16 protein-coding genes are annotated in these 20,389 nt (G+C 40.1%); 10 read left to right on the top strand and 6 right to left on the bottom strand.

Features of this window, described 5'->3' with window-relative positions; genetic code table 11:
* Position 1: 1 nt before the first annotated feature.
* Positions 2 to 1,963, top strand: coding sequence for a beta-L-arabinofuranosidase domain-containing protein (locus BP74_RS10355; protein ID WP_496373772.1), 1,962 nt, complete (start codon positions 2 to 4; stop codon positions 1,961 to 1,963).
* 54 nt (positions 1,964 to 2,017) lie between these two features.
* Here the strand turns inward: BP74_RS10355 and BP74_RS10350 are convergent, their stop codons facing one another.
* Both BP74_RS10350 and glmM read right to left on the bottom strand, forming a co-directional pair.
* Positions 2,018 to 3,202 carry a cysteine desulfurase family protein gene (locus tag BP74_RS10350; protein ID WP_496373770.1) on the bottom strand — a complete coding sequence of 395 codons (1,185 nt, stop codon included), beginning with the start codon at positions 3,200 to 3,202 and terminating at the stop codon, positions 2,018 to 2,020.
* 52 nt (positions 3,203 to 3,254) lie between these two features.
* On the bottom strand, positions 3,255 to 4,646 hold the full coding sequence (glmM, locus tag BP74_RS10345) for a phosphoglucosamine mutase (RefSeq protein ID WP_496373768.1): 1,392 nt from the start codon (positions 4,644 to 4,646) through the stop codon (positions 3,255 to 3,257).
* 120 nt (positions 4,647 to 4,766) lie between these two features.
* Here glmM and BP74_RS10340 point away from each other — a divergent pair, with 120 nt between their 5' ends.
* Complete coding sequence (locus BP74_RS10340; protein ID WP_496373766.1) at positions 4,767 to 5,519, top strand: class I SAM-dependent methyltransferase; 753 nt, start codon at positions 4,767 to 4,769, stop codon at positions 5,517 to 5,519.
* On the opposite strand, the gene BP74_RS10335 is transcribed toward BP74_RS10340, so the two are convergent.
* Complete coding sequence (locus BP74_RS10335) at positions 5,520 to 7,478, bottom strand: LTA synthase family protein (RefSeq protein ID WP_496373764.1); 1,959 nt, start codon at positions 7,476 to 7,478, stop codon at positions 5,520 to 5,522.
* A gap of 246 nt (positions 7,479 to 7,724) precedes the next feature.
* Entirely contained in the window at positions 7,725 to 9,710 is a 1,986-nt protein-coding gene (locus tag BP74_RS10330; protein WP_496373762.1) for an LTA synthase family protein, read from the bottom strand.
* A gap of 53 nt (positions 9,711 to 9,763) precedes the next feature.
* Between BP74_RS10330 and BP74_RS10325 the strand changes: the two genes are divergently transcribed.
* Both BP74_RS10325 and BP74_RS10320 read left to right on the top strand, forming a co-directional pair.
* Positions 9,764 to 10,345 carry a phosphatase PAP2 family protein gene (locus BP74_RS10325; protein WP_496373760.1) on the top strand — a complete coding sequence of 194 codons (582 nt, stop codon included), beginning with the start codon at positions 9,764 to 9,766 and terminating at the stop codon, positions 10,343 to 10,345.
* Complete coding sequence (locus BP74_RS10320; protein WP_496373758.1) at positions 10,345 to 11,646, top strand: hemolysin family protein; 1,302 nt, start codon at positions 10,345 to 10,347, stop codon at positions 11,644 to 11,646. The genes BP74_RS10325 and BP74_RS10320 overlap by 1 nt, the downstream gene beginning before the upstream one ends.
* A 48-nt stretch (positions 11,647 to 11,694) precedes the next feature.
* Here BP74_RS10320 and BP74_RS10315 read toward each other — a convergent pair whose 3' ends face one another.
* Positions 11,695 to 12,261, bottom strand: coding sequence for a DUF6702 family protein (locus BP74_RS10315; RefSeq protein ID WP_496373756.1), 567 nt, complete (start codon positions 12,259 to 12,261; stop codon positions 11,695 to 11,697).
* Between the two features lie 113 nt (positions 12,262 to 12,374).
* Here BP74_RS10315 and BP74_RS10310 point away from each other — a divergent pair, with 113 nt between their 5' ends.
* A complete protein-coding gene (locus BP74_RS10310) occupies positions 12,375 to 13,085 on the top strand; it encodes a HupE/UreJ family protein (protein ID WP_496373754.1) in 711 nt (236 codons plus the stop codon).
* 95 nt (positions 13,086 to 13,180) lie between these two features.
* Positions 13,181 to 15,571, top strand: a complete 2,391-nt coding sequence (locus BP74_RS10305) for a M1 family metallopeptidase (protein WP_496373752.1) — start codon at positions 13,181 to 13,183, stop codon at positions 15,569 to 15,571.
* Positions 15,572 to 15,659: 88 nt separating this feature from the next.
* On the opposite strand, the gene BP74_RS10300 is transcribed toward BP74_RS10305, so the two are convergent.
* On the bottom strand, positions 15,660 to 16,106 hold the full coding sequence (locus BP74_RS10300) for a type I restriction enzyme HsdR N-terminal domain-containing protein (RefSeq protein ID WP_496373750.1): 447 nt from the start codon (positions 16,104 to 16,106) through the stop codon (positions 15,660 to 15,662).
* 30 nt (positions 16,107 to 16,136) lie between these two features.
* On the opposite strand from BP74_RS10300, the gene BP74_RS10295 reads away from it, so the two are divergent.
* From BP74_RS10295 to queA, 4 genes are all read left to right on the top strand, one after another.
* Positions 16,137 to 16,907, top strand: a complete 771-nt coding sequence (locus BP74_RS10295; protein ID WP_496373748.1) for an AMP nucleosidase — start codon at positions 16,137 to 16,139, stop codon at positions 16,905 to 16,907.
* 2 nt (positions 16,908 to 16,909) lie between these two features.
* On the top strand, positions 16,910 to 17,287 hold the full coding sequence (locus BP74_RS10290; RefSeq protein WP_496373746.1) for a hypothetical protein: 378 nt from the start codon (positions 16,910 to 16,912) through the stop codon (positions 17,285 to 17,287).
* Positions 17,288 to 17,295: 8 nt separating this feature from the next.
* The gene (locus tag BP74_RS10285) at positions 17,296 to 18,981 is read left to right on the top strand and encodes an ABC transporter ATP-binding protein (protein ID WP_496373744.1); all 1,686 of its coding nucleotides are present in this window, start codon (positions 17,296 to 17,298) and stop codon (positions 18,979 to 18,981) included.
* A 314-nt stretch (positions 18,982 to 19,295) separates the two neighbouring features.
* Positions 19,296 to 20,345, top strand: a complete 1,050-nt coding sequence (gene queA / locus BP74_RS10280; RefSeq protein WP_496373742.1) for a tRNA preQ1(34) S-adenosylmethionine ribosyltransferase-isomerase QueA — start codon at positions 19,296 to 19,298, stop codon at positions 20,343 to 20,345.
* Positions 20,346 to 20,389 lie beyond the last annotated feature (44 nt).

The raw sequence follows: 20,389 nt of genomic DNA, 5'->3' as shown, positions 1-20,389 counted from the left end.
TATGAGACTGAGGATATTTTACAGGCAATTCTTATTCTTTGCTGTTGCAGGCAGTTTTATAAATCATGGCTATAGCCAGCCGGGCGTATTTGAAAAGACCAGGCCCATTTCAGAAAAACTACAGCCTTTACATTTTGGTGAAATAAAGCCAATGGGCTGGATGAAAGAACAGGTGCAACAAAACCTGGATGGCTTCACTGGCCGACTTGATAGCCTGGTACCCGGGCTTATTGTCCAGGACTCTATATATGGTAAGGACAGGCTTACTAAACATATAAAGCATAAAGATGTAGGAGCCCTGGGAGATACTGGTGACTGGCAAGTTCAGTTTTTGTGGTGGAACAGTGAAACACAAAGCAACTGGTGGGATGGATATATCAGGAGTGCCATTTTAAGCGGAGATCAACATCACCTGGAGCGGGTAAAAAAACATGTTGAATATATTTTGTCTACCCAGGATAATGATGGATACATTGGCATTTATGATAAGGATCTGCGCTACCAGTTCAATAATGAAAATGGGGAATTGTGGGCCCAGGCGACTGTGTTAAGAGGGCTTTTAGCCTGGTATGAATACTCGAAGGATCAAATAGTGCTAACAGCCATAAAAAGATCTGTAAAGAATGTGATGGATCATTACCCCATAAACAGATCACACCCTTTCAATACAACAAACCCCAATGTGGGAGGGCTTTCCCATGGCTTGATGTTCATTGATGTTTTAGAGGGCCTAAACCGGATAACAGCGGATAGCAATTATGCAGATTACACCCTGTTTTTGTACCAGGATTTTTCAGAACAAACACTCAACGAAGATGCACAGTACAAAAAGCTTATGGACCCCAGCCTTGCATTAAATGGCCACGGCGTGCATGTCTATGAACATCTCAGGGCAGTGGCAGCGGCCAGTTATATTTCAGGCAATCCCAACTTATATGCGGCTCTTCAGAACTACCTGAATAAGATCTCAATAACAACCACTGCAACCGGGGGTCCAATAGGAGATGAATGGATTGGCAGAAGAAAAGCCAATTCTACATCAGCGGGTTATGAATATTGTTCCTTGCAGGAATTATTACATAGCTATTCTGAATTACTCATCAAATCAGGTAATTCCAATTATGCGGAAAAAATTGAGAAGTTGTTCTTTAATGCTGCCCAGGGTGCAAGACTTCCCAAAGAAAACTGCATTGCTTATCTCAAGTCTGATAATTCTTACTATATGACCGGGGGATTGAACGGAGATACCTCAGTTAAGAATCAAACGCGGTATAAATATTCACCTGTCCACCAGGATGCAGCAGTTTGCTGTGTACCTAATGCCGGAAGAATTACTCCTTATTATATTCAGAACATGTGGCAAAGGCAGGGTAATAATTTGGTTACCACATTATTAGGACCATGTGTTGTAACTACTACATTATCTGGCAAAAAAATACAGGTTAAGGAAATAACCAGCTACCCTTTCAGTTCAGATATTCTATTTGAGGTTTCTGGCCAGGGAGCCATTTTTGATCTTAAGATCAGGAAGCCCACATGGTCTGAAAAAGTTGTTGTCAGCGAAAACTATAAGGAAGAAAATGGCTTTATCATTATCCGGAAAAAATGGGATGGAAAAAGAACAATTAAGATACGGTTGTTTCCATCACCTGTTGCTCACGAAGACAATAATGAGGAAGTTTATTTCAGTTACGGCCCATTGGTTTTGGCACATCCACTACATGCGCATGGAGTAAAAACCAGGAGTTTTCCATTAAAAGGTTATTATGACTGGCAGTATAAACCAGATTCTCTGATCATCTACCGTTATGGAAACAAGCCTATAACGCAGGAAAGGAAAAATTCTTTATTATTCTTTTCTGAATTATATGATCCGCAAGAAAGGAAATATCAAAGAGTGGAATTAGTTCCCATGGGCCAAACCATACTAAGGCAGGTTACTTTTAAAAAGGAATCTCTTTAGAAGAAATATCCATTTTTGAAATAGAAGGATAATCCTAAATTTTACTGATTTTATTTACACCAATTCTTTCAGTTTCTCCACTACCCTATCTACTTCTTCTTTTGTATTGTATTTACTGAAGGAAAAACGCACTGTGGCATAACGATCGTCCTTTTTCAAAGCCTTCATTACATGCGAACCAGCATCAGCGCCGCTGCTGCACGCACTACCACCGGAAGCACAGATGTTATTAATGTCCAGGTTCATAAGAAGAAACTCTGACCGATCGGTCCGGGGAAAGCATACGCTTAATACTGTGTACAGGGCATCTGCACCACAATTAAAACTCACCCCCGGAATATATTGCTTCAACTGGTCGGCCATGTAGAGTTTCAAATCCCTAATGTAACTGCTTTCTTTTTCGTAATCCTGCATCGCTATTTCAAGGGCTTTGGCAAAGCCTACGATACCATAAACATTTTCGGTACCGGCGCGCATGTTTCTTTCCTGTCCACCCCCGAATATAAAAGGTTTGATATTGATATCCTCATTCACATACAGAATGCCCACTCCTTTCGGACCATGGAATTTATGACTGGAAGCCGAAATGAAATGCACATGAATCTCACTGAGGTTAATAGGATAATGCCCAACTGTTTGAACACAATCAGAATGGAATATCGCCTTGTACTTTTGGCATAACTCACCTACTTTTTTAATAGGTAATAATACTCCTATCTCATTATTGGCATGCATCAAACTAACCAGGCATTTACGCCCTTCTCCTGAGTATTTTGCAAGTTGCAATTCAAGATCATCCAGGTCAATATGCCCATCCTCTTTAAGAGCAACGTAACTTACTTCAACATTGGCAGTGTGACCGTAGTGTTCCACAGTATGCAGGACAGCATGATGTTCTATAGGTGATGTGATAATATGATCACAACCCAGATCCCTGATAGAAGCAGCAATAGCGGTGTTATTACTTTCTGTGCCACCACTGGTAAAAAAAATAGAACCTGGTTTTACACCCAGGATCTTTGCTACGGATTTCCGTGCATTTTCAACAGCCAGTCGGGTTTCACGGCCATAAGAATATATTGAAGAAGGATTGCCAAAGTGCTCGGTCATATACGGAAGCATTGCTTCCAAAACTTCTGGAGACAAAGCTGTAGTTGCAGCATTATCAAAATAAATGCGGAAATCATTCATGGGTAATGAATTATTTTTAAATTCCTTTTCAGTAATGGTCATTGGCATGATCTGTTATTTTAAGAACGGCAATTGACAATCCTTGAGAATGGTGCCCTTTCTAACTGCACTCTTTTATATCCTGCATCAATCTTTTCGCAATATTATTGGCAGTGGTCTCAAAATTGCTTTCCGCATAAATACGGATAATAGGTTCTGTATTGGAAGTTCTCAAGTGCACCCAGTCGGAGTCAAATTCTATCTTCAGCCCGTCTTCCGTATTAATTGGATTATTCTTATACTTCTTTTTTATTTTATCAAATATGGCACTCACATCAATGCCATTTTCAAGTTCAATTTTATTCTTGGAGATAAAATAATCCGGATAATTACCACGAAACGATTTAAGCCCTTTTTTAAAATTGGCAAAATGGCTTAAGAATAATGCAATACCGATCAAAGCATCACGACCATAATGAAAATCGGGTACTATGATTCCACCATTGCCCTCACCTCCAATTACTGCATTCGATTCCTTCATTTTCTTAACGACGTTCACCTCGCCAACCGCAGAAGGAAAATATTCACCTCCATGTTTTTGGGTTACATCCTTCAGAGCCTTTGTGCTGCTCATATTGCTTACTGTATTCCCTATCTTCTTGCTCAAAACATAATCAGCCACTGCTACCAATGTATATTCTTCGCCAAACATACTTCCATCCTCACACACAAATGCCAGTCGGTCAACATCGGGGTCCACTGCAATACCAAAATCAGCCTTTTGCTTAACTACCTCATTGCTAAGAGCAGTTAGGTATTCCGGCAGTGGTTCAGGATTATGTGCAAACTTCCCATTTACTTCACCATTTAAAACAATCACCTCAGCAACTCCCAATAGCTTTAACAACTGTGGAACTATCAGGGCTCCTGTAGAATTTATACAATCAACAACTACCTTGTATTCTTTCTTAGCAATAGCATCTTTATCAATAATGGGATAATTTAATACAAGATCTATATGTTTTTCAAGGTAACTGTCATTGGAAATAATGCTTCCCAATTTATCTACCACGGCAAATCCCAACTCTTCTGATTTAGCCCTGCTCAATACTTCAGCACCTACTTCTGCATCAATAAATTCACCTGCATCATTTAATAGCTTTAGTGCGTTCCATTCTTTGGGATTATGGCTTGCTGTAATGATGATCCCGCCATTAGCACTTTCCAGTTTTGTGGCGATTTCCACCGTGGGCGTAGTAGAATAACCCAGGTCTACCACGTCTATTCCAAGGCTGACAAGCGTATTTACAACCAATTGGCTCACCATGCTTCCTGAAATACGACCATCCCTGCCTACCACTATTTTAGCAGGGAAGGACTTATCCTGTCTTCTTTCAGCTATTATATTACCATAGGAAGCAGTAAACTTCACTACGTCTATCGCTGTTAAGGATTCGCCTGGTTTTCCACCTATAGTACCCCGGATGCCTGAAATGCTCTTGATCAATGCCACAAAAACGGATTTAATCCCCCTCCCCAACAGTTGGAGATCAGGGGTGGCAAAAATACGGTTTTAAGATTTCTCCCTGAAAGATGTGAACCCTCCTAAGGTTACTTTTGTAAAAAATTGGTAATGCCCGTAAAGGAATGGTATAAAGAATGGTTTAATTCTCCCTTCTATCACAAACTCTATTTTGAACGCGATGAAAACGAAGCCCGGCAGTTCATGGACAGGTTAATAGAGCATTTTAATTCCCCAAAGGAGAGTTTGATGTTAGACCTGGCATGCGGACGGGGAAGACATAGCAAATACCTGGCATCCAAGGGATTTGATGTTACCGGAATTGATATTTCTGCTGAAAGTATTAATTATGCCCTTCAGTTTGAAAACAGCCATCTTCATTTTTTCCAGCATGATATGCGTTTGCCTTCCTGGATCAACTATTTTGATTATGTATTTAACCTGTTCACTTCCTTTGGTTATTTCCATACTCGTAGGGAACATGACGACGCTATCCGGACCATGGCTCAATGTATCAAACCAGGTGGCAAAATACTGGTAGATTACCTGAATGTCCATTATATAGAGGAACGCCTGGTTCATAATGAAATAAAAAAAGTTGATGGTACGGAATATGAAATCCACAGGTGGCACGATGATGATTTTTTTTATAAAAGGATCATAGTAAAGGACGGTTCACTACCTCGTCCCTCAGAATACACAGAAAAAGTTGCCAAATTCAGCCTTGGTGATTTTACAGAAATGCTATCATTTCAAAACTTACAGGTTAGGGAAGTCTTTGGTGATTACCAATTGAATTCTTACAGCGTTTCAGGAACTCCCAGAATGATCATTGTTGCCAGCAAAAAGACAACGAATCAATAATTAATTAGGAATTACAGGCAACCTTTTGTGTTTCATGTTGCCGATTGGCTTATTGTTGATCAGCATATACTTTGCTGTTTCATAATAGGCAGTTGCCAACTCACTCATCCTGCCCTGAATAGAATCAAGCTGGGACTTGTTAAAATGAACTTTGTCATTAAGGCAATGCAATTCTTCCCTTTTAAAATTCAGGTTTTTGTTGAAATAGAAATCATCGCTAATAATGCCTATTCTACCTTCATCATGCGCAATAGTAAAAGCATAATGCTGGTTGCTTTTGTTCCGAAGTAAATCTCTACCAAGAGTTGTATTCAGGTATGTTTCACCAGCAATACCTGCAATGGTTGGCAACACATCTATCTGAGAAACCACTTCTGTTCTTTTTTGAGGCTTTAACAACCTGGGAGCATAAATAATTAGCGGTACATGTTCCTCGGTCAACCGCTCATTAGTCCAAACTGCGGGATAAATGGCTTTAGCATTCCCGGAAACACCATGATCACCTACAAATACAAAAATGGTATTGTTATAATAACTTTCAGATTTTGCTGACTCAATAAAATGCTTCACGCTGAAATCAAAATATCTGAAGGCATTATATTCTTCCACCGATTCAAAACCCCATTTTTCAAGTTCACCGGGCAAAGGAGTCTTTTTTTCAAATTCAGAATCCCCCTCCGGGATGGTAAATGGCCTGTGATTATCTGCTGTCTGAATGATGGCAAAAAATGGATCCTTTTGTTGGGAAAAAACATTATTAGCTTCCTTGAAAAGATCCATATCGCTGATGCCCCAAACGTTAACCGGTTTTGACCTGAATTTACCCTCAGTAACCAGGTCTACACCATTAATATTTTTCACGAGTCCTTCAAAATTATTAAAGCTAGGGCTTCCCCCGAGAAAGTAAAACTTCTGGTAACCTTTAAAATTATTGATAATCGTATGCTGTTCAAGCGCCTGTGGATTGCGGCTGCTAAACTTTGAAAGTTGTACGTCAGGGATACCTGTAAGGGTGGCAAAAAGACCTCTCGCAGTAGAAAAATGCGGAGTAAAGCAACGGTTAAAGAAAATGCTACTATCTGCTACCGATTGAAAAAATGGTGTCGTATTCAGGGCATTACCACTTAAGCTGCTTTTATACATGCTGAATGATTCGCAGAGTACCAATACAACATTGGGCCTTGAGGTAAGGCTTTGTGCCGAAGGATGTATAACCCGGGTATAGGAAAAATTGTCTTTGTCAAGACCCATTACTCCAGCCATTACAGGAAATAGCTCCTTTGCTTTTGATTCACTAAACTCAGGCTTCCTGAATTTTAATGTAGAGAAGAAGTTTTGCAGCGGATTTAATGCCAGGTAAGATTTAAAGCTGTCATTATAGGTGAAAGCAGCATTCCATTTTAAGGGTTGACTTCCAGTGCTGCCGTAAGCAATCATGGCAAGAAATAATGCTGTTACCAGGAACCATTTCCTGTCATATTGAATGGCTTTCCCCTGCGTTTTTAAAGAAACCTGGCCGTGAAGCTTACGAAACATATTACGAATCAACAGAACAGATAATATAAGTCCTGCTACCATCCACATTATTGGATAAGATTGCCATAACATCGCGGCTGAAATACCGGGATCTTCTGCAAAATTTAAGGCACTGGCATTTAAGCGGGTTTTATTATAAGAAAAACATCCAAAATCAGCAGCAAAAAAGAAGAAAATGAAAAATGTTGCTATCGCCAGGTACCAGGTCCAGAATTTCTTGGTGCTTTCAGAATAAAAAGGAGATAACTCGCGGAAGAAACTTGCTATCACTAATGGCAATAGGATGAAACTTATCCAGCGAAGATCATAGCGCAGGCCTAACAAAAAAGATGGAAGGTGATCGCTCAACAACTTTCCTTCTGGTTTAAATGCAATAAAGGTGATAAAACGCTGAAGAGTGAACATCAACAAAAAGACTACCATGAGGTTTATAACCCAATGTAAAGTTTTAGGCAATCTTAATTTTAAGAGCATTGCAGCGTGATGTTTTAACAGACCTGCAAAAAAACTAATTTTTAATGGCTAAACCAATGAATATTCGTCCAATAGACCCTGTTAAAGACCATTTGTCATAATGTTTAACATCTTGATGTAGGAAAGAAAGGAAAAGACACGCTTTCCATTTGTATTGAATACTTCAGTTTACAAATAAGGAAATGGTTTTGGACTCTATTTATTCTTTTTATTATGATAGAGCATATACCGGGCAGTTTCATAATAAGCATCGGTATATTTTTCCAGTTTAGCTTTTACACTGTCAGCTACGTTGGCAGGTATGGGATCATTGTTACGTATAGAAGCCAGTTCTATCCCTGGTTTTCCTAAGGTCTTTCTTAAATAATAATCTCCACCTATCATGCCTATCTTTTTTTCATCCGGATCTATAATAAAGGCACTTGAAGATCGAAAAGGATCAGCATACAAAGCAGAGTCAAAAAGATTGCGCCCCATTCCGGTGTTAACATAAGGCTCTGAAATAAAGCCTGCAATGGAAGGAACTACATCCAATTGAGAACAGGTATTTGTTTTCCTGTAACCCTTAAGGCCAGGGTAATAAAATAAAAGTGGCACATGTACTGTCGTCAAAGCCTGTTGGTTCCAGGCCTGTGGAAACATATTACCTGCATCACCCCTGATACCATGATCTCCCACAAATACAAATACGGTATTCTTAAAATAGGGCTGCTTTTGTGCTGCTTCAATAAATTTCAGGTAAGAAAAGTCAGTGTATCTGAAAGCATTGAATTCATCATTGCTGACAAAACCATATTTTTTTAACGAATCTTCAGGCAGCGTGACTTTTTTAAATTCATTCAGATCTTCAGCAGGGATGGTATAAGGACGGTGATTATCTGCAGTTTGAATAATAGCGAAGAAAGGCTTCTTTTGCTGTCCTAAAATTTTATTGGCATTCAGGAATACATTCTTATCGCTTATGCCCCAAACATCTATTTTTTCAGCATTATAATCATCCTGTTCATAAAGTTTAAGGCTGTCAATATTATATTTAAGTAACCCACGGATATTAGCCCAACTGGCACTACCCCCAATAAAGTAAAATTTTTCATACCCGTGAAATGAGTTGAGTATCGTATTCTGGTCAACAATCACAGGGTTTCGGCTGGAGGTTTTTGGCGCTTCAACATCCGGTATACCAGTCACAGTAGCCCAAACTCCCCTGGCAGTGCCATAGCTCGGAGTAAAGCAATGATCAAAAAAAATCCCCTGTTTGCATAGTGAATCAAAATAGGGAGTTGGATTTAATGGATTACCCCACATACTGCTTTTGTAAGCACTAAAGCTTTCACAGATTACTAATACAACATTGGGCTTTTGACCAGGTTGTAATGGTCCGTGCGGAAAAACAGCCCTTGCATAATTCAATGTATTACTATCCATTTGTGCCACTCCAAGGTAGTATGCCATTAATTTATAATTGGCCCTGGCCTTTTTCTCATTAAAAGTTGAACTTCTGAAGGAAAGTGTACTAAAAAAGCTTTGCATGGGATTTAAGGCCAATTGCGCCTTAAAAGAATCCTTTAAGGTGAAAACATCACTCCACCGAAGTGGAAATTGACCTAATGTTCCCCAAACGGCTGCTAATAGCAAAGCAATGAATGGAATAGTCCAAAGCTTTGCCTTTCCCGAAGTACTGGATGGTAGCTTTTGAAATATATGTAGCAATCTTGAAAATAAATATCCAATAACCACTACAAATATTATGATCAATAAAAAGCTTCGCATGACCGGGTAGGTTTGCCAGACCATATGAAGGGAGATGCCGGCATCCTGCATATAATTCAGGACTGAAGCATTCAGACGCTGGTGCAGGTAATCATAATGAAAGAAATCCGTGATATATAAAAACAGGGACAGAAAAAACAATAAAGAAAGAAAAACGATCCAGAATTTTTTGGCATTCCTGTTCTTAAATGGATTTAAAAACGGCAATGCACAAAGAAGCAGGATCAAAAGGCCAAGAACACATGCTACCCGCAGATCAAGACGCAGGCCCATTAAAAAAGCATCTGCCGGAAATGAGTATTGGTGAGGTTTATAATAGAGATAAAAAAAAAGCCTGAAACAGGTAAGTAACAACAAGAATAGCAAAATGACACTCGAAATCCATTTTATCAGTCGTGGTAACTTAGGCATAACTCGAAAGCGTCAAATTTAATTAATTACTTTTACGGCTTAAGTTAAAGTGCATGCAGAAAGTATTCGAAGCGGACAGGTACCTATTCCAATTGATCAATAATAAATGGAGCAATCCTTTATTTGATACCTTAATGCCACTGGTTCGAAATGCCAATTTCTGGATCCCTTTGTATCTTTTTCTCCTGGTTTTTGCACTGTTCAATATCCCAAAAAGTGGTTGGTTTATATTATTTGCGGTGTGCACAGCGGCTCTCACGGATGTCTTAAGCAGTCACATCATTAAGAACCATATATTTCGCCTTCGCCCTTGCCAGGACCCTTCATTGATAGGTACTATCAGGGTTTTGGCCAGTTATTGTCCCCAAAGTTCTAGCTTTACCTCCTCCCATGCCGCTAACCATTTTGGCCTGGCAACTTTTGCCAGCGTTACACTTTACCGTTATGCCGGCAAGTGGATCTACCTGACTTATCTCTGGGCTTTTCTTATTATCTATGCGCAACTCTATGTGGGTGTTCATTACCCTATTGATGTTTTTTGTGGAGCTTTATTAGGTGTAATGGCAGGACTTTTGACTGCATGGATATATCAAAAAAAATGGGCTAGCCCTAACTTAGACAATCAAATGTCATAATGGAAATTTTAATATTGCTGGGATTAATTATATTGAATGCAGTTTTTGTAATGTCTGAAATTGCATTGGTTTCTGCCAGGAAGCCAAGATTGGAGAGCATGGCAGAAAAAGGAGATAAAAAGGCGGGTGTAGCTTTAAAATTATCCAATAACCCTGAATTATTCCTGTCTGCAGCCCAGATCGGGATCACCTTAATAGCTATTTTAACAGGTGTATATTCCGGCGAGCGGTTTAGTGTTTACCTTGAACCAACGCTTCAAAAAATTGATGCCATACAACCTTATGCTAAAACCATCTCCACCACTATTGTTGTAATAATAGTTACATTTCTTTCTATTGTATTTGGTGAACTGATTCCCAAAAGGATAGGTTTGCTCAACGCTGAACGCATAGCCAAGATCGTTGCTCCTATTATGCATGGGTTTGCCAGGCTCACCCACCCCATCGTGTGGTTACTGAATAGAACAAGTAATCTTTTCTTTACCATTTTCAATATTCGCCGAACCAAAGATGAAACAGTAACCGAAGAAGAGATCAAGGCTATTATTTCTGAAGGAACGGAATCGGGCACAATTGAAGAGGAAGAAAAGGAAATGATTGAAAGGATATTTCACCTGGGTGACAGGAATATCACTTCCCTTATGACCCACAGAAGTGACATTATCTGGTTTGATGTAAATGATAATGAAGAAAGCATAAGGGAAAAGATCGTCCAGGAGCCTCACTCTGTTTATCCAATTTGCGACGGAGAAATTGATAACATTAAAGGGATGGTTTCAATAAAAGACCTTTACATAATTGATGATTTTACCTTATTCAAAGATGTTGTGCAGCCAGCCATGTTTGTTCCGGAGAATAATACAGCTTACCAGGTAATGGAAAAGTTCAAAGAAACAAAAAGCCATTCGTGCTTTATAGTAGATGAATATGGCAGCCTCCAGGGAATGATCACATTGAATGATATTCTTGAAGCTATTGTTGGCGATATTCCGCAGACAGGTGTACAGGATTACGAGATCGTAGCAAGAGAAGACGGCAGCTACCTGGTGGATGCACAGATCCCGTTTTACGACTTCTTAAGCCGCTTTGGCAAGGCCGATTGGGCAAGTAATGAAGAATATTCCTTTGATACTTTAGCAGGCTGTATTCTGCATGAACTGGAACGAATACCTAAAACGGGCGACAAATTATCATGGAGAGGTTTTGAAATAGAAGTAATGGATATGGACGGTCACCGGATAGACAAGGTCATGGTAATTCCAGGTAAGGAAATTACAGACGAAATGGATGAAGATGAATAGTATTTATTATGGGGAACAAGTACTAAACGAGTAAAGAGGTATTAGTACTTAAAAAGTAAAACTGGCCTGCCTGGCCGGAAAATCCAGCTTGGTGCTTTGACGCTTGCCATTTACTACAACATGCACAATGTTGATCTGGCCATCATTGAAATCATGCAACAACGAATTCGTGACATCCAATTTCTTACACGCTCCCACTCCTTCTACCTGGAAATAGCAAAATGCGGACTCTTTTTCCTTTTCAAAACCTACATATGTAAGTTTAACAGGTTTGCCGTCAACAACAATGTTCAAATGCCTGTTTACATAATCAGGAATTAATATATCCAAAACAGCCTTACTTTTTGCCTCGGTAAACTCAACAGGAGTTTTATATTCCTTATTCAGGGTTGTTTCAAAATCTTCAGCAAATAACTTACAACTGATCTCAAGGGTTTTCTCCTTCAGGTTTTGGTTGATCTCTGTCACAGATACAAAAAAGGGATGGTAGGCAGCCTTTTGAGAAACGATGGCAGATGGTGAATTGGCAGGTTCATGCTTACCTGGAACGGTTGTAAACGCAGTACCCCACCAAAGAATACTCAAGGCAAACCATTTAAATAATTTAACAACCATCAGCAAAGTTTATTTTTCATTTACAAAAGTCTGGTTTATTTTGAAGCCTCAACTTTAAAAAAGGTTAAATAGTCTGATTCCGAAAAGCATGAAGAAAGAAATATCCTTCCTTCATGTCCCTTACTTTCACAAGCATGAATGATTTTGGTTTTTATTTTAAGATTGGTTGGGAACATATTATCAATTTAGACGCCCTCGACCATATTTTCTTCATCGCAGCTCTTGCTGCTGTTTATATGCTTAAAGACTGGAAACAGGTTTTAGTGCTTGTTACGGCTTTTACCCTGGGCCATACCATTACACTTGTATTAAGTAGCCTGGATCTGTTAGAAATATCATCCAGCTGGGTAGAGTTTCTAGTCCCCTGTACTATAGTATTTACGGCATTATCCAATCTATTCCTGAAAAATTTCTCATCAAAGGCCATTAAGATCAATTATCTCCTTGCCCTGTTCTTTGGACTTATCCACGGCCTGGCATTTGCCAATACACTGCGAATGCTTCTTGCCCAGGATCAAAGCTTTGCCTGGTCCATGTTCAGTTTTAGCCTGGGACTTGAGTCAGGCCAAATACTCATTGTTTTTATGGTGCTGTTGTTGGCGGAGCTTTCTGTAGGAATGTGGAAGGTTACAAGGCGTGATTGGGTGATATTCTTGTCTTCGGCCGTTATGGCCCTGGCCCTGGAAATGGCTGCCCAAAGATGGCCTGAAAAGAAGAACCATTCCAATACTATTTCAATAAATCACCATTCTTATCAAAAACCAATGGTAATGACAATGCTTCATATTAGGGAAAGAGGAATATCAATAAATCAATTGATTTAAAAAAAGATTAGGTGCCAGGGCTTACACAACCAGTAAGAATAAAGCTTTAAATAAATAGCGTATTTACTTTTTAACACTATAAATAATAAACACACATGAAGAAAGTTTTCTTGTTTTTTGCATCAGCCGGGCTAATAGCCACAGCGAATGCACAAAACATTCAAAACAATCCAGGCTCAAATCATGCCAACAAGTTTGAGCAAATGGGTACTACCCTTCCGACTCCTAATGAATACCGGACAGCAAGTGGTGCACCAGGACCTAAGTACTGGCAGCAACGATGTGATTATGATATCAAGGCAACACTTGATGAACCTAATCTTAAATTAACTGGTAGTGAAACAGTAACTTATTATAACAACTCTCCTGATGTTCTCACTTATTTATGGTTGCAGTTAGATGAGAACCAGCATTCCAATTCAAAAAATGCTAATTACCAAAACAGTAATAGCATGCCTCAAAATGCTACTCTTCAGCAAATAAAGGCTATGGAGGATAATAATAAGGAAAATGGTTATGGAGTCAACATTGTGAAATTATCAGATGCTACGGGCAAATCGCTGAAGTACACTGTAAACAAAACGATGATGCGTGTTGACTTACCTGCTCCTTTGAAGCCAGGTCAGAAATTCATCTTTACTTGTGATTGGAACTATAAGATTGCTGACCGCATGAGTATTGGTGGCCGTGGGGGCTATGAATATTTCCCTGAGGATGGCAATCATTTGTTTACCATGACACAATGGTACCCTCGCCTTTGTGTGTACAGTGATTTCCAGGGATGGCAAAATCACCAGTTTACAGGCCGTGGAGAATTCGCACTGACCTTTGGAAACTTTAAAGTACAAATGACCGTTCCTGCGGATCATATTATAGGATCAACAGGTGAATGCCTGAACTATCAGCAGGTTCTAACCCCGGCACAATTTGGCAGGTGGCAAAAAGCGCAAACGGCCAAAGAGCCTGTTGAGGTAGTAACCCTGGCAGAGGCTAAAGCTGCTGAAAAACAAAAAAGCACCAAAACGAAAACCTGGATCTTCAAGGCTGAAAATGTTAGAGATTTTGCCTGGGGTTCTTCAAGGAAGTTCGTTTGGGATGCTATGCTTGCAACCGTTGAAGGCAAAAAGATCATGTGTATGAGTTTTTATGGTAAAGAGGCCTATGGTTTATACCGTAAGTTCTCTACTAAAGCAGTTGCGCATACTATTAAGAGCTATTCCAAATTCACGATACCATATCCATATCCTGTAGCACAAAGTGTGGAAGCAGCTAATGGAATGGAATACCCAATGATCTGTTTCAATTATGGCCGTACTGAAAAAGACGGTACCTATAGTGAGAATACTAAATATGGAATGCTCGGAGTGATCATCCATGAGGTAGGTCATAACTTTTTCCCAATGATCGTTAATAGCGATGAGCGCCAGTGGAGTTGGATGGATGAGGGCCTCAATACATTTGTTGAATACCTGACTGAGGAATTGTATGATAATAAATTCCCTTCACGCCGCGGACCGGCATTTACCATAACTGATTACATGAAGTTGCCAAAGGACCAACTGGAACCCATTATGACCAACTCGGAAAACATTATTGGTTTTGGTCCTAACGCCTATAGCAAACCGGCAACAGGTTTAAATATTCTGCGTGAGACTATCATGGGTCGCGAGCTGTTTGATTATTCCTTTAAAGAATATGCTCGCCGTTGGGCCTTTAAACACCCAACCCCTGCCGACCTTTTCCGCACTATGGAAGATGCAAGTGGCGAAGACCTTGACTGGTTCTGGAGAGGCTGGTTTTATAGCACAGATGCAACTGACATTTCCCTGGATTCTGTAAAATATGCCCGTGCTGTAGCATCCAAAGAATTGCCTACAGGACGACGCCGAGGTAATGAGGGAAACCTGCAATCATTACCAAAACCAATGGTCAATTCTTTTGAAGATATTTCCAAGATCAGGAATAGGCAAGACGCATCAATTAAATTCCAGACAGATGTGGATACTTCCCTGCGCGATTTTTACTGGAGATATGACAGGGGACTAGAACCTTATGACTCAACAAAATATGAAGTAACCGCAAGTGGTCCCAATGTAGAACCTCTGAATGATTCTGAACAGCAGGAAGTTGCCACTAAATATTTTTACGAATTAAGCTTCACCAATAAAGGTGGACTTGTCATGCCAATTATTGTTGAATGGACTTTCAAAGATGGCTCAAAGGAAGTAGACAGGATACCTGCGCAAGTATGGAGATTGAATGAAAACCATGTGACCAAGTTCTTTATGAAAGATAAAGAAGTGGCAGGTATCAAACTGGATCCTATGCGCGAAACAGCGGATATAGATGAAAGCAACAATACCTGGGGAAATGTTCAACAGGAACCATCCAAATTTGCAGTGTTCAAAGCTAAACAGGGAGCTGCCCGCGGTCAAAGCCAGGGTGTCAATCCCATGCAGAAAGCAAAAGAAAAGAAAGATTTCTAAATGCACTCAGTTATAAACAAAAGACCACCTGATCAGGTGGTCTTTTGTTTATGTAGTAACTTATGTTTCCGGGCAGGTAATTAGATATCTATTCCCCGGTTTCCCATTCAGGCAAACTCATTATCTGTGATAAGGAGTTACCTGTTTTTTCCCATCCAATAGTCACATGCCCATTAGTGATCACGATAAAATTTACTGGGACACTCATATTATAACGTAATACCTGCTGCAATACATTTTCATTCAAACTAACTTCCGGGGCTTTACATTCTATGATCATCCATGGTTTATGGTTGGTATCATAAACCAAAACATCAAAGCGTTTTTTTAATTCATTGAGTTGAATTTCTTTCTCCACCGCTATCAAAGAAGATGGATATTTTAAATGATGAACAAGGTAATTTATGAAATTCTGGCGCACCCATTCTTCTTCAGTCAAAAGAAGCCATGATCTACGTATAGCATCAAAAATGAAGCGCTTATTCCCCTCCACCTTGATATTGAATTGCGGCTCCGGAAATTGAACTGCTATCATGCATCAAACCTAATCATTAAATTCGTAGCCATGAAGACTAAAGACGACATCGTTCACAACTGGCTGCCACGGTACACAGGACAGCCTCTGGAAAATTTTGGAAAGTATATATTACTGACAAACTTCAGCAATTATGTACAATTGTTTGCCCAATGGCATGGAGCTAAAATTATAGGAACAGACAAGCCAATGCAATGCGCTACGGCAGATGGGATCACTATAATTAATTTCGGAATGGGAAGTCCTACAGCAGCCACAGTCATGGATCTATTGACAGCCATTCAACCCGAAGCTGTGTTATTTCTTGGAAAATGCGGCGGTTTGAAAAAGCGGAATAAATTAGGTGATCTTATTATACCAATTGCCGCTATCAGGGGTGAAGGAACTTCTAATGACTATTTCCCGGTGGAGGTACCTGCGCTTCCTGCGTTCGCATTACAAAAAGCCATTTCAACCACCATACGGGAATATGAGGTAGACTATTGGACCGGAACCGTATACACTACCAACAGAAGGGTTTGGGAACATGATGAAGAATTCAAGGAATATCTTCAACAGATCAGGGCTTATGCCATAGACATGGAAACAGCTACCATATTTTCAGTGGGCTTTTACAACAAAATTCCTACCGGGGCATTGTTGCTTGTATCAGACTCGCCAATGACACCTGAAGGTGTAAAAACAGAGGAAAGTGATAAAAAAGTAACAGAGCAATTTGTAGAACGGCATATACGCATTGGCATCGATTCATTAAAGCAGTTGATCAATAATGGGTTAACAGTAAGACATCTTCGCTTTTAAATATGAAAGTACTCTTCTACCTGGTGGCTTGTTTAATGGTTTGGTCATGCAAAACTGTTAAGCCTGGAAATGCTTCTTGTTTTAAAGGCAGGCTGGAAATCAAAGCAGCTTGTATGAATTATACAATAAAGCTGATTGGTGGTGACATGGATACAAGTCTTATTGTGCAAAAATGGACCAATGAAAGTACGGGGAAATCTTACTCTAATGTATTTGCGCTGGGAAGCAGGTGTTCATTCCCTGCAGACATCCAGGAAGGACAGGAATTTTATTTCGTCCTGGATAAAACCACTGTACAAAAGTGCGCTGTATGCATGATGTATTATCCTGTGCCTCACAAACAATTATCGATCAAGGTGCTTCCGGGCACCTACAAATAGGTTAATACATGAATCCACTCTTAAGCATCCGGGATCTATCGATTGATTTTGTGACGGAAGAACAAACCTTCACGGCTGTTAAAAATATTTCTTTAGATGTGTTTCGGGGTGAGATTGTTGGCGTTGTGGGTGAAAGTGGTTCCGGCAAATCTGTTACATCACTTTCCATATTGCAACTGTTGCCTTCACCACCGGCAAAATATAATAATGGAAAAATTTTATTTTCAGAGAATGGATCTGAAAGCATAGATCTTCTTCAATGTTCTGCAACAACCATCCAGGAGATCAGGGGACACAAGATCGGAATGATATTCCAGGAGCCCATGACCTCTCTTAACCCTGTAATTACCTGTGGCAGACAGGTGATGGAAGCATTGCAGACCCATAAGAAAATATCTGCTGCAAAAGCTAAAGAACAAACTATTTCATGGTTGGAAAAAGTAAAGCTTCCCGACCCCCTAACTACTTTTAAAAAGTATCCACACCAATTAAGTGGCGGCCAGAAACAAAGGGTGATGATAGCTATGGCTATGTGTTGCAATCCTTCATTGTTGATTTGCGATGAACCTACTACAGCCCTGGATGTAACTGTTCAAAAAACCATTCTGCTGTTGATCAAGGATTTGCAGCAGCAACAAAATATGGGCGTAATTTTCATTACCCATGACCTGGGTGTGGTTAAAGATATTGCAGACAAGGTAGTGATCATGTACAAAGGAGCCATAGTAGAACAAAATACAACAAGCAACATATTTACCCACCCCATCAACCCCTATACAAAGGCACTTATTGTCTGCCGGCCAGCTTTACATTCAAAAGGTGAAAAACTTCCGGTGGTGAGCGACTTCCTTGAAGGAATAAAAAATGAACCCGGTGAAAATACAGGCACCAGGAACAACTCGAAAGAGCAAATACTCATGGAGGTAAAAGACCTGGTAGTAAGATTCCCTTCACGCAGCAATTTTTTCGGGAAAGTGAAAAGCCATTTTACCGCGGTAGACCACGTAAGCTTTTCCGTTTATAAGGGGGAGACTTTAGGTTTGGTAGGCGAATCAGGGTGTGGAAAAACAACTCTGGGCAGAACAATTTTAGGACTTATTGAGCCTTCAGAAGGGCAAATTCTATATGCAGGGAAGAATATCACTCACCTAAACACTGAAGAGACCAAACATTTAAGAAAAGATGTACAGTTGGTTTTCCAGGATCCTTATTCCTCACTGAATCCACGCTTAACGGTTGGAGCAGCTATAGCAGAACCCATGAAAATAGCCGGGCTGGAAATGGATAATCGAAAAAGAAAATCAAAAGTTGCCAAACTTTTAGACCAGGTAAATCTTTCTGGGAACGTTATGAACCGCTACCCGCATGAATTCTCGGGTGGACAAAGACAACGAATAGTTATTGCAAGAGCATTGGCGCTTAACCCTGATTTCCTTGTTTGTGATGAATCTGTTTCTGCATTGGATGTAAGTGTTCAGGCACAGGTGCTAAACCTGTTAAATGAATTGAAAACTAAACTGGGATTAACCTTATTATTCATTTCCCATGACCTCTCCGTGGTCCGATATATGAGCGACCGTATCATGGTCATGAATAAAGGAAAGATCGTGGAAGAAGGTATTTCCGAAGACATTTATAAGAATCCGCAAAATGCCTATACCCGCCAGTTACTGGAATCAGTACCTGACCTTTAAAAGGAAGACTCCTTATTCTTGCCTACACTTCTCTTTTTATTAAGCCTTTGGCTAAATTTTTTCCGGAAAAGCACCTCCCAAAATTGGTTTAAAGACCATTCCGGGCACATTTTCTATAAAAAAACAGGGCCTGTTTTTTTAAATATCTTATTTTTGCGGCCTTTAAGCCAAATGACCTTCCCCGGTGCCGTAAGACCGAGGTATATGTTAAGGGCTATGAGCATAAGGTAATCCCTTAGCTCTTCTCCCCTTCTCTTGCCCCTCCCTGCTGCCCGATCAAAGTCACTGGCTATTCATAAACACTAAAACAGTCCATGAAGCTTTCACAATTTAAGTTTGACCTTCCCTTAAATCTCATTGCCCAACATCCTGCTAAAAAACGTGAAGATGCCCGAATGATGGTTGTACACCGCAAAACGGGTCAGATTGAAAACAGATTATTTAAGGATATCCTTGAGTACTTTGATGACAAGGACGTTTTTACAGTAAACAATACAAAGGTTTTTCCCGCAAGAATGTATGGCCGTAAAGAAAAGACAGGTGCCAAGATCGAAGTATTCCTTTTGCGTGAGTTGAACAAAGAACACCGACTTTGGGATGTGATCGTTGATCCCGCAAGAAAGATCCGTGTAGGCAATAAATTATACTTTGGGGATACGGAAGAACTGGTAGCTGAAGTTATAGACAATACGACTTCACGTGGCCGTACCATCAAATTCCTTCATGAAGGTTCAGAAGATGAATTCAGGCAGGTACTGGAAAAATATGGAGAAACGCCTTTACCTAAATATATCAAGCGCAAGCCGGATGAAGAAGACCGCGAACGTTACCAGACTGTTTATGCCAAGCATGAAGGTGCAGTTGCTGCACCTACAGCAGGTTTACACTTTAGCCGCGAACTGATCAAGCGTTGCGAGATCAAGGGTATCCGGTTTGCCGAAGTCACACTTCATACCGGTCTGGGTACTTTCCGTCCCATTGAAGTGGAGGACCTGAGCAAACACAAGATGGATGCTGAATATTATCGCATTGAAGATGCTGCATGTAAGATCGTGAATAAGGCAAAAGAAACCAGCCATCGTATCTGCTCTATTGGTACCACTACCATGAGGGCACTGGAATCTTCAGTAACCGCTCAAAAACTATTAAAACCTTCTGAAGGATGGACTAATATTTTCATACATCCTCCCTATGATTTTAATATTGCCGATTCCCTGGTTACGAATTTCCATCTTCCAAAAACCAGTCTTTTGATCATGACCTGTGCATTTGCAGGCTATGACCTTACAATGGAAGCATATAAAAAAGCAATCAAGGACAAATACAGGTTCTTCAGTTATGGTGATGCCCTGCTGATCGTTTAACCTGATTATTGAATAATAAAAAAACCTCCTTTCCGGGAGGTTTT

This window comes from Flavisolibacter ginsengiterrae DSM 18136 (genome assembly GCF_059568575.1).
Note: the sequence above shows the minus strand (reverse complement) of the source record. Positions and strands in the feature narration are given on the sequence as shown.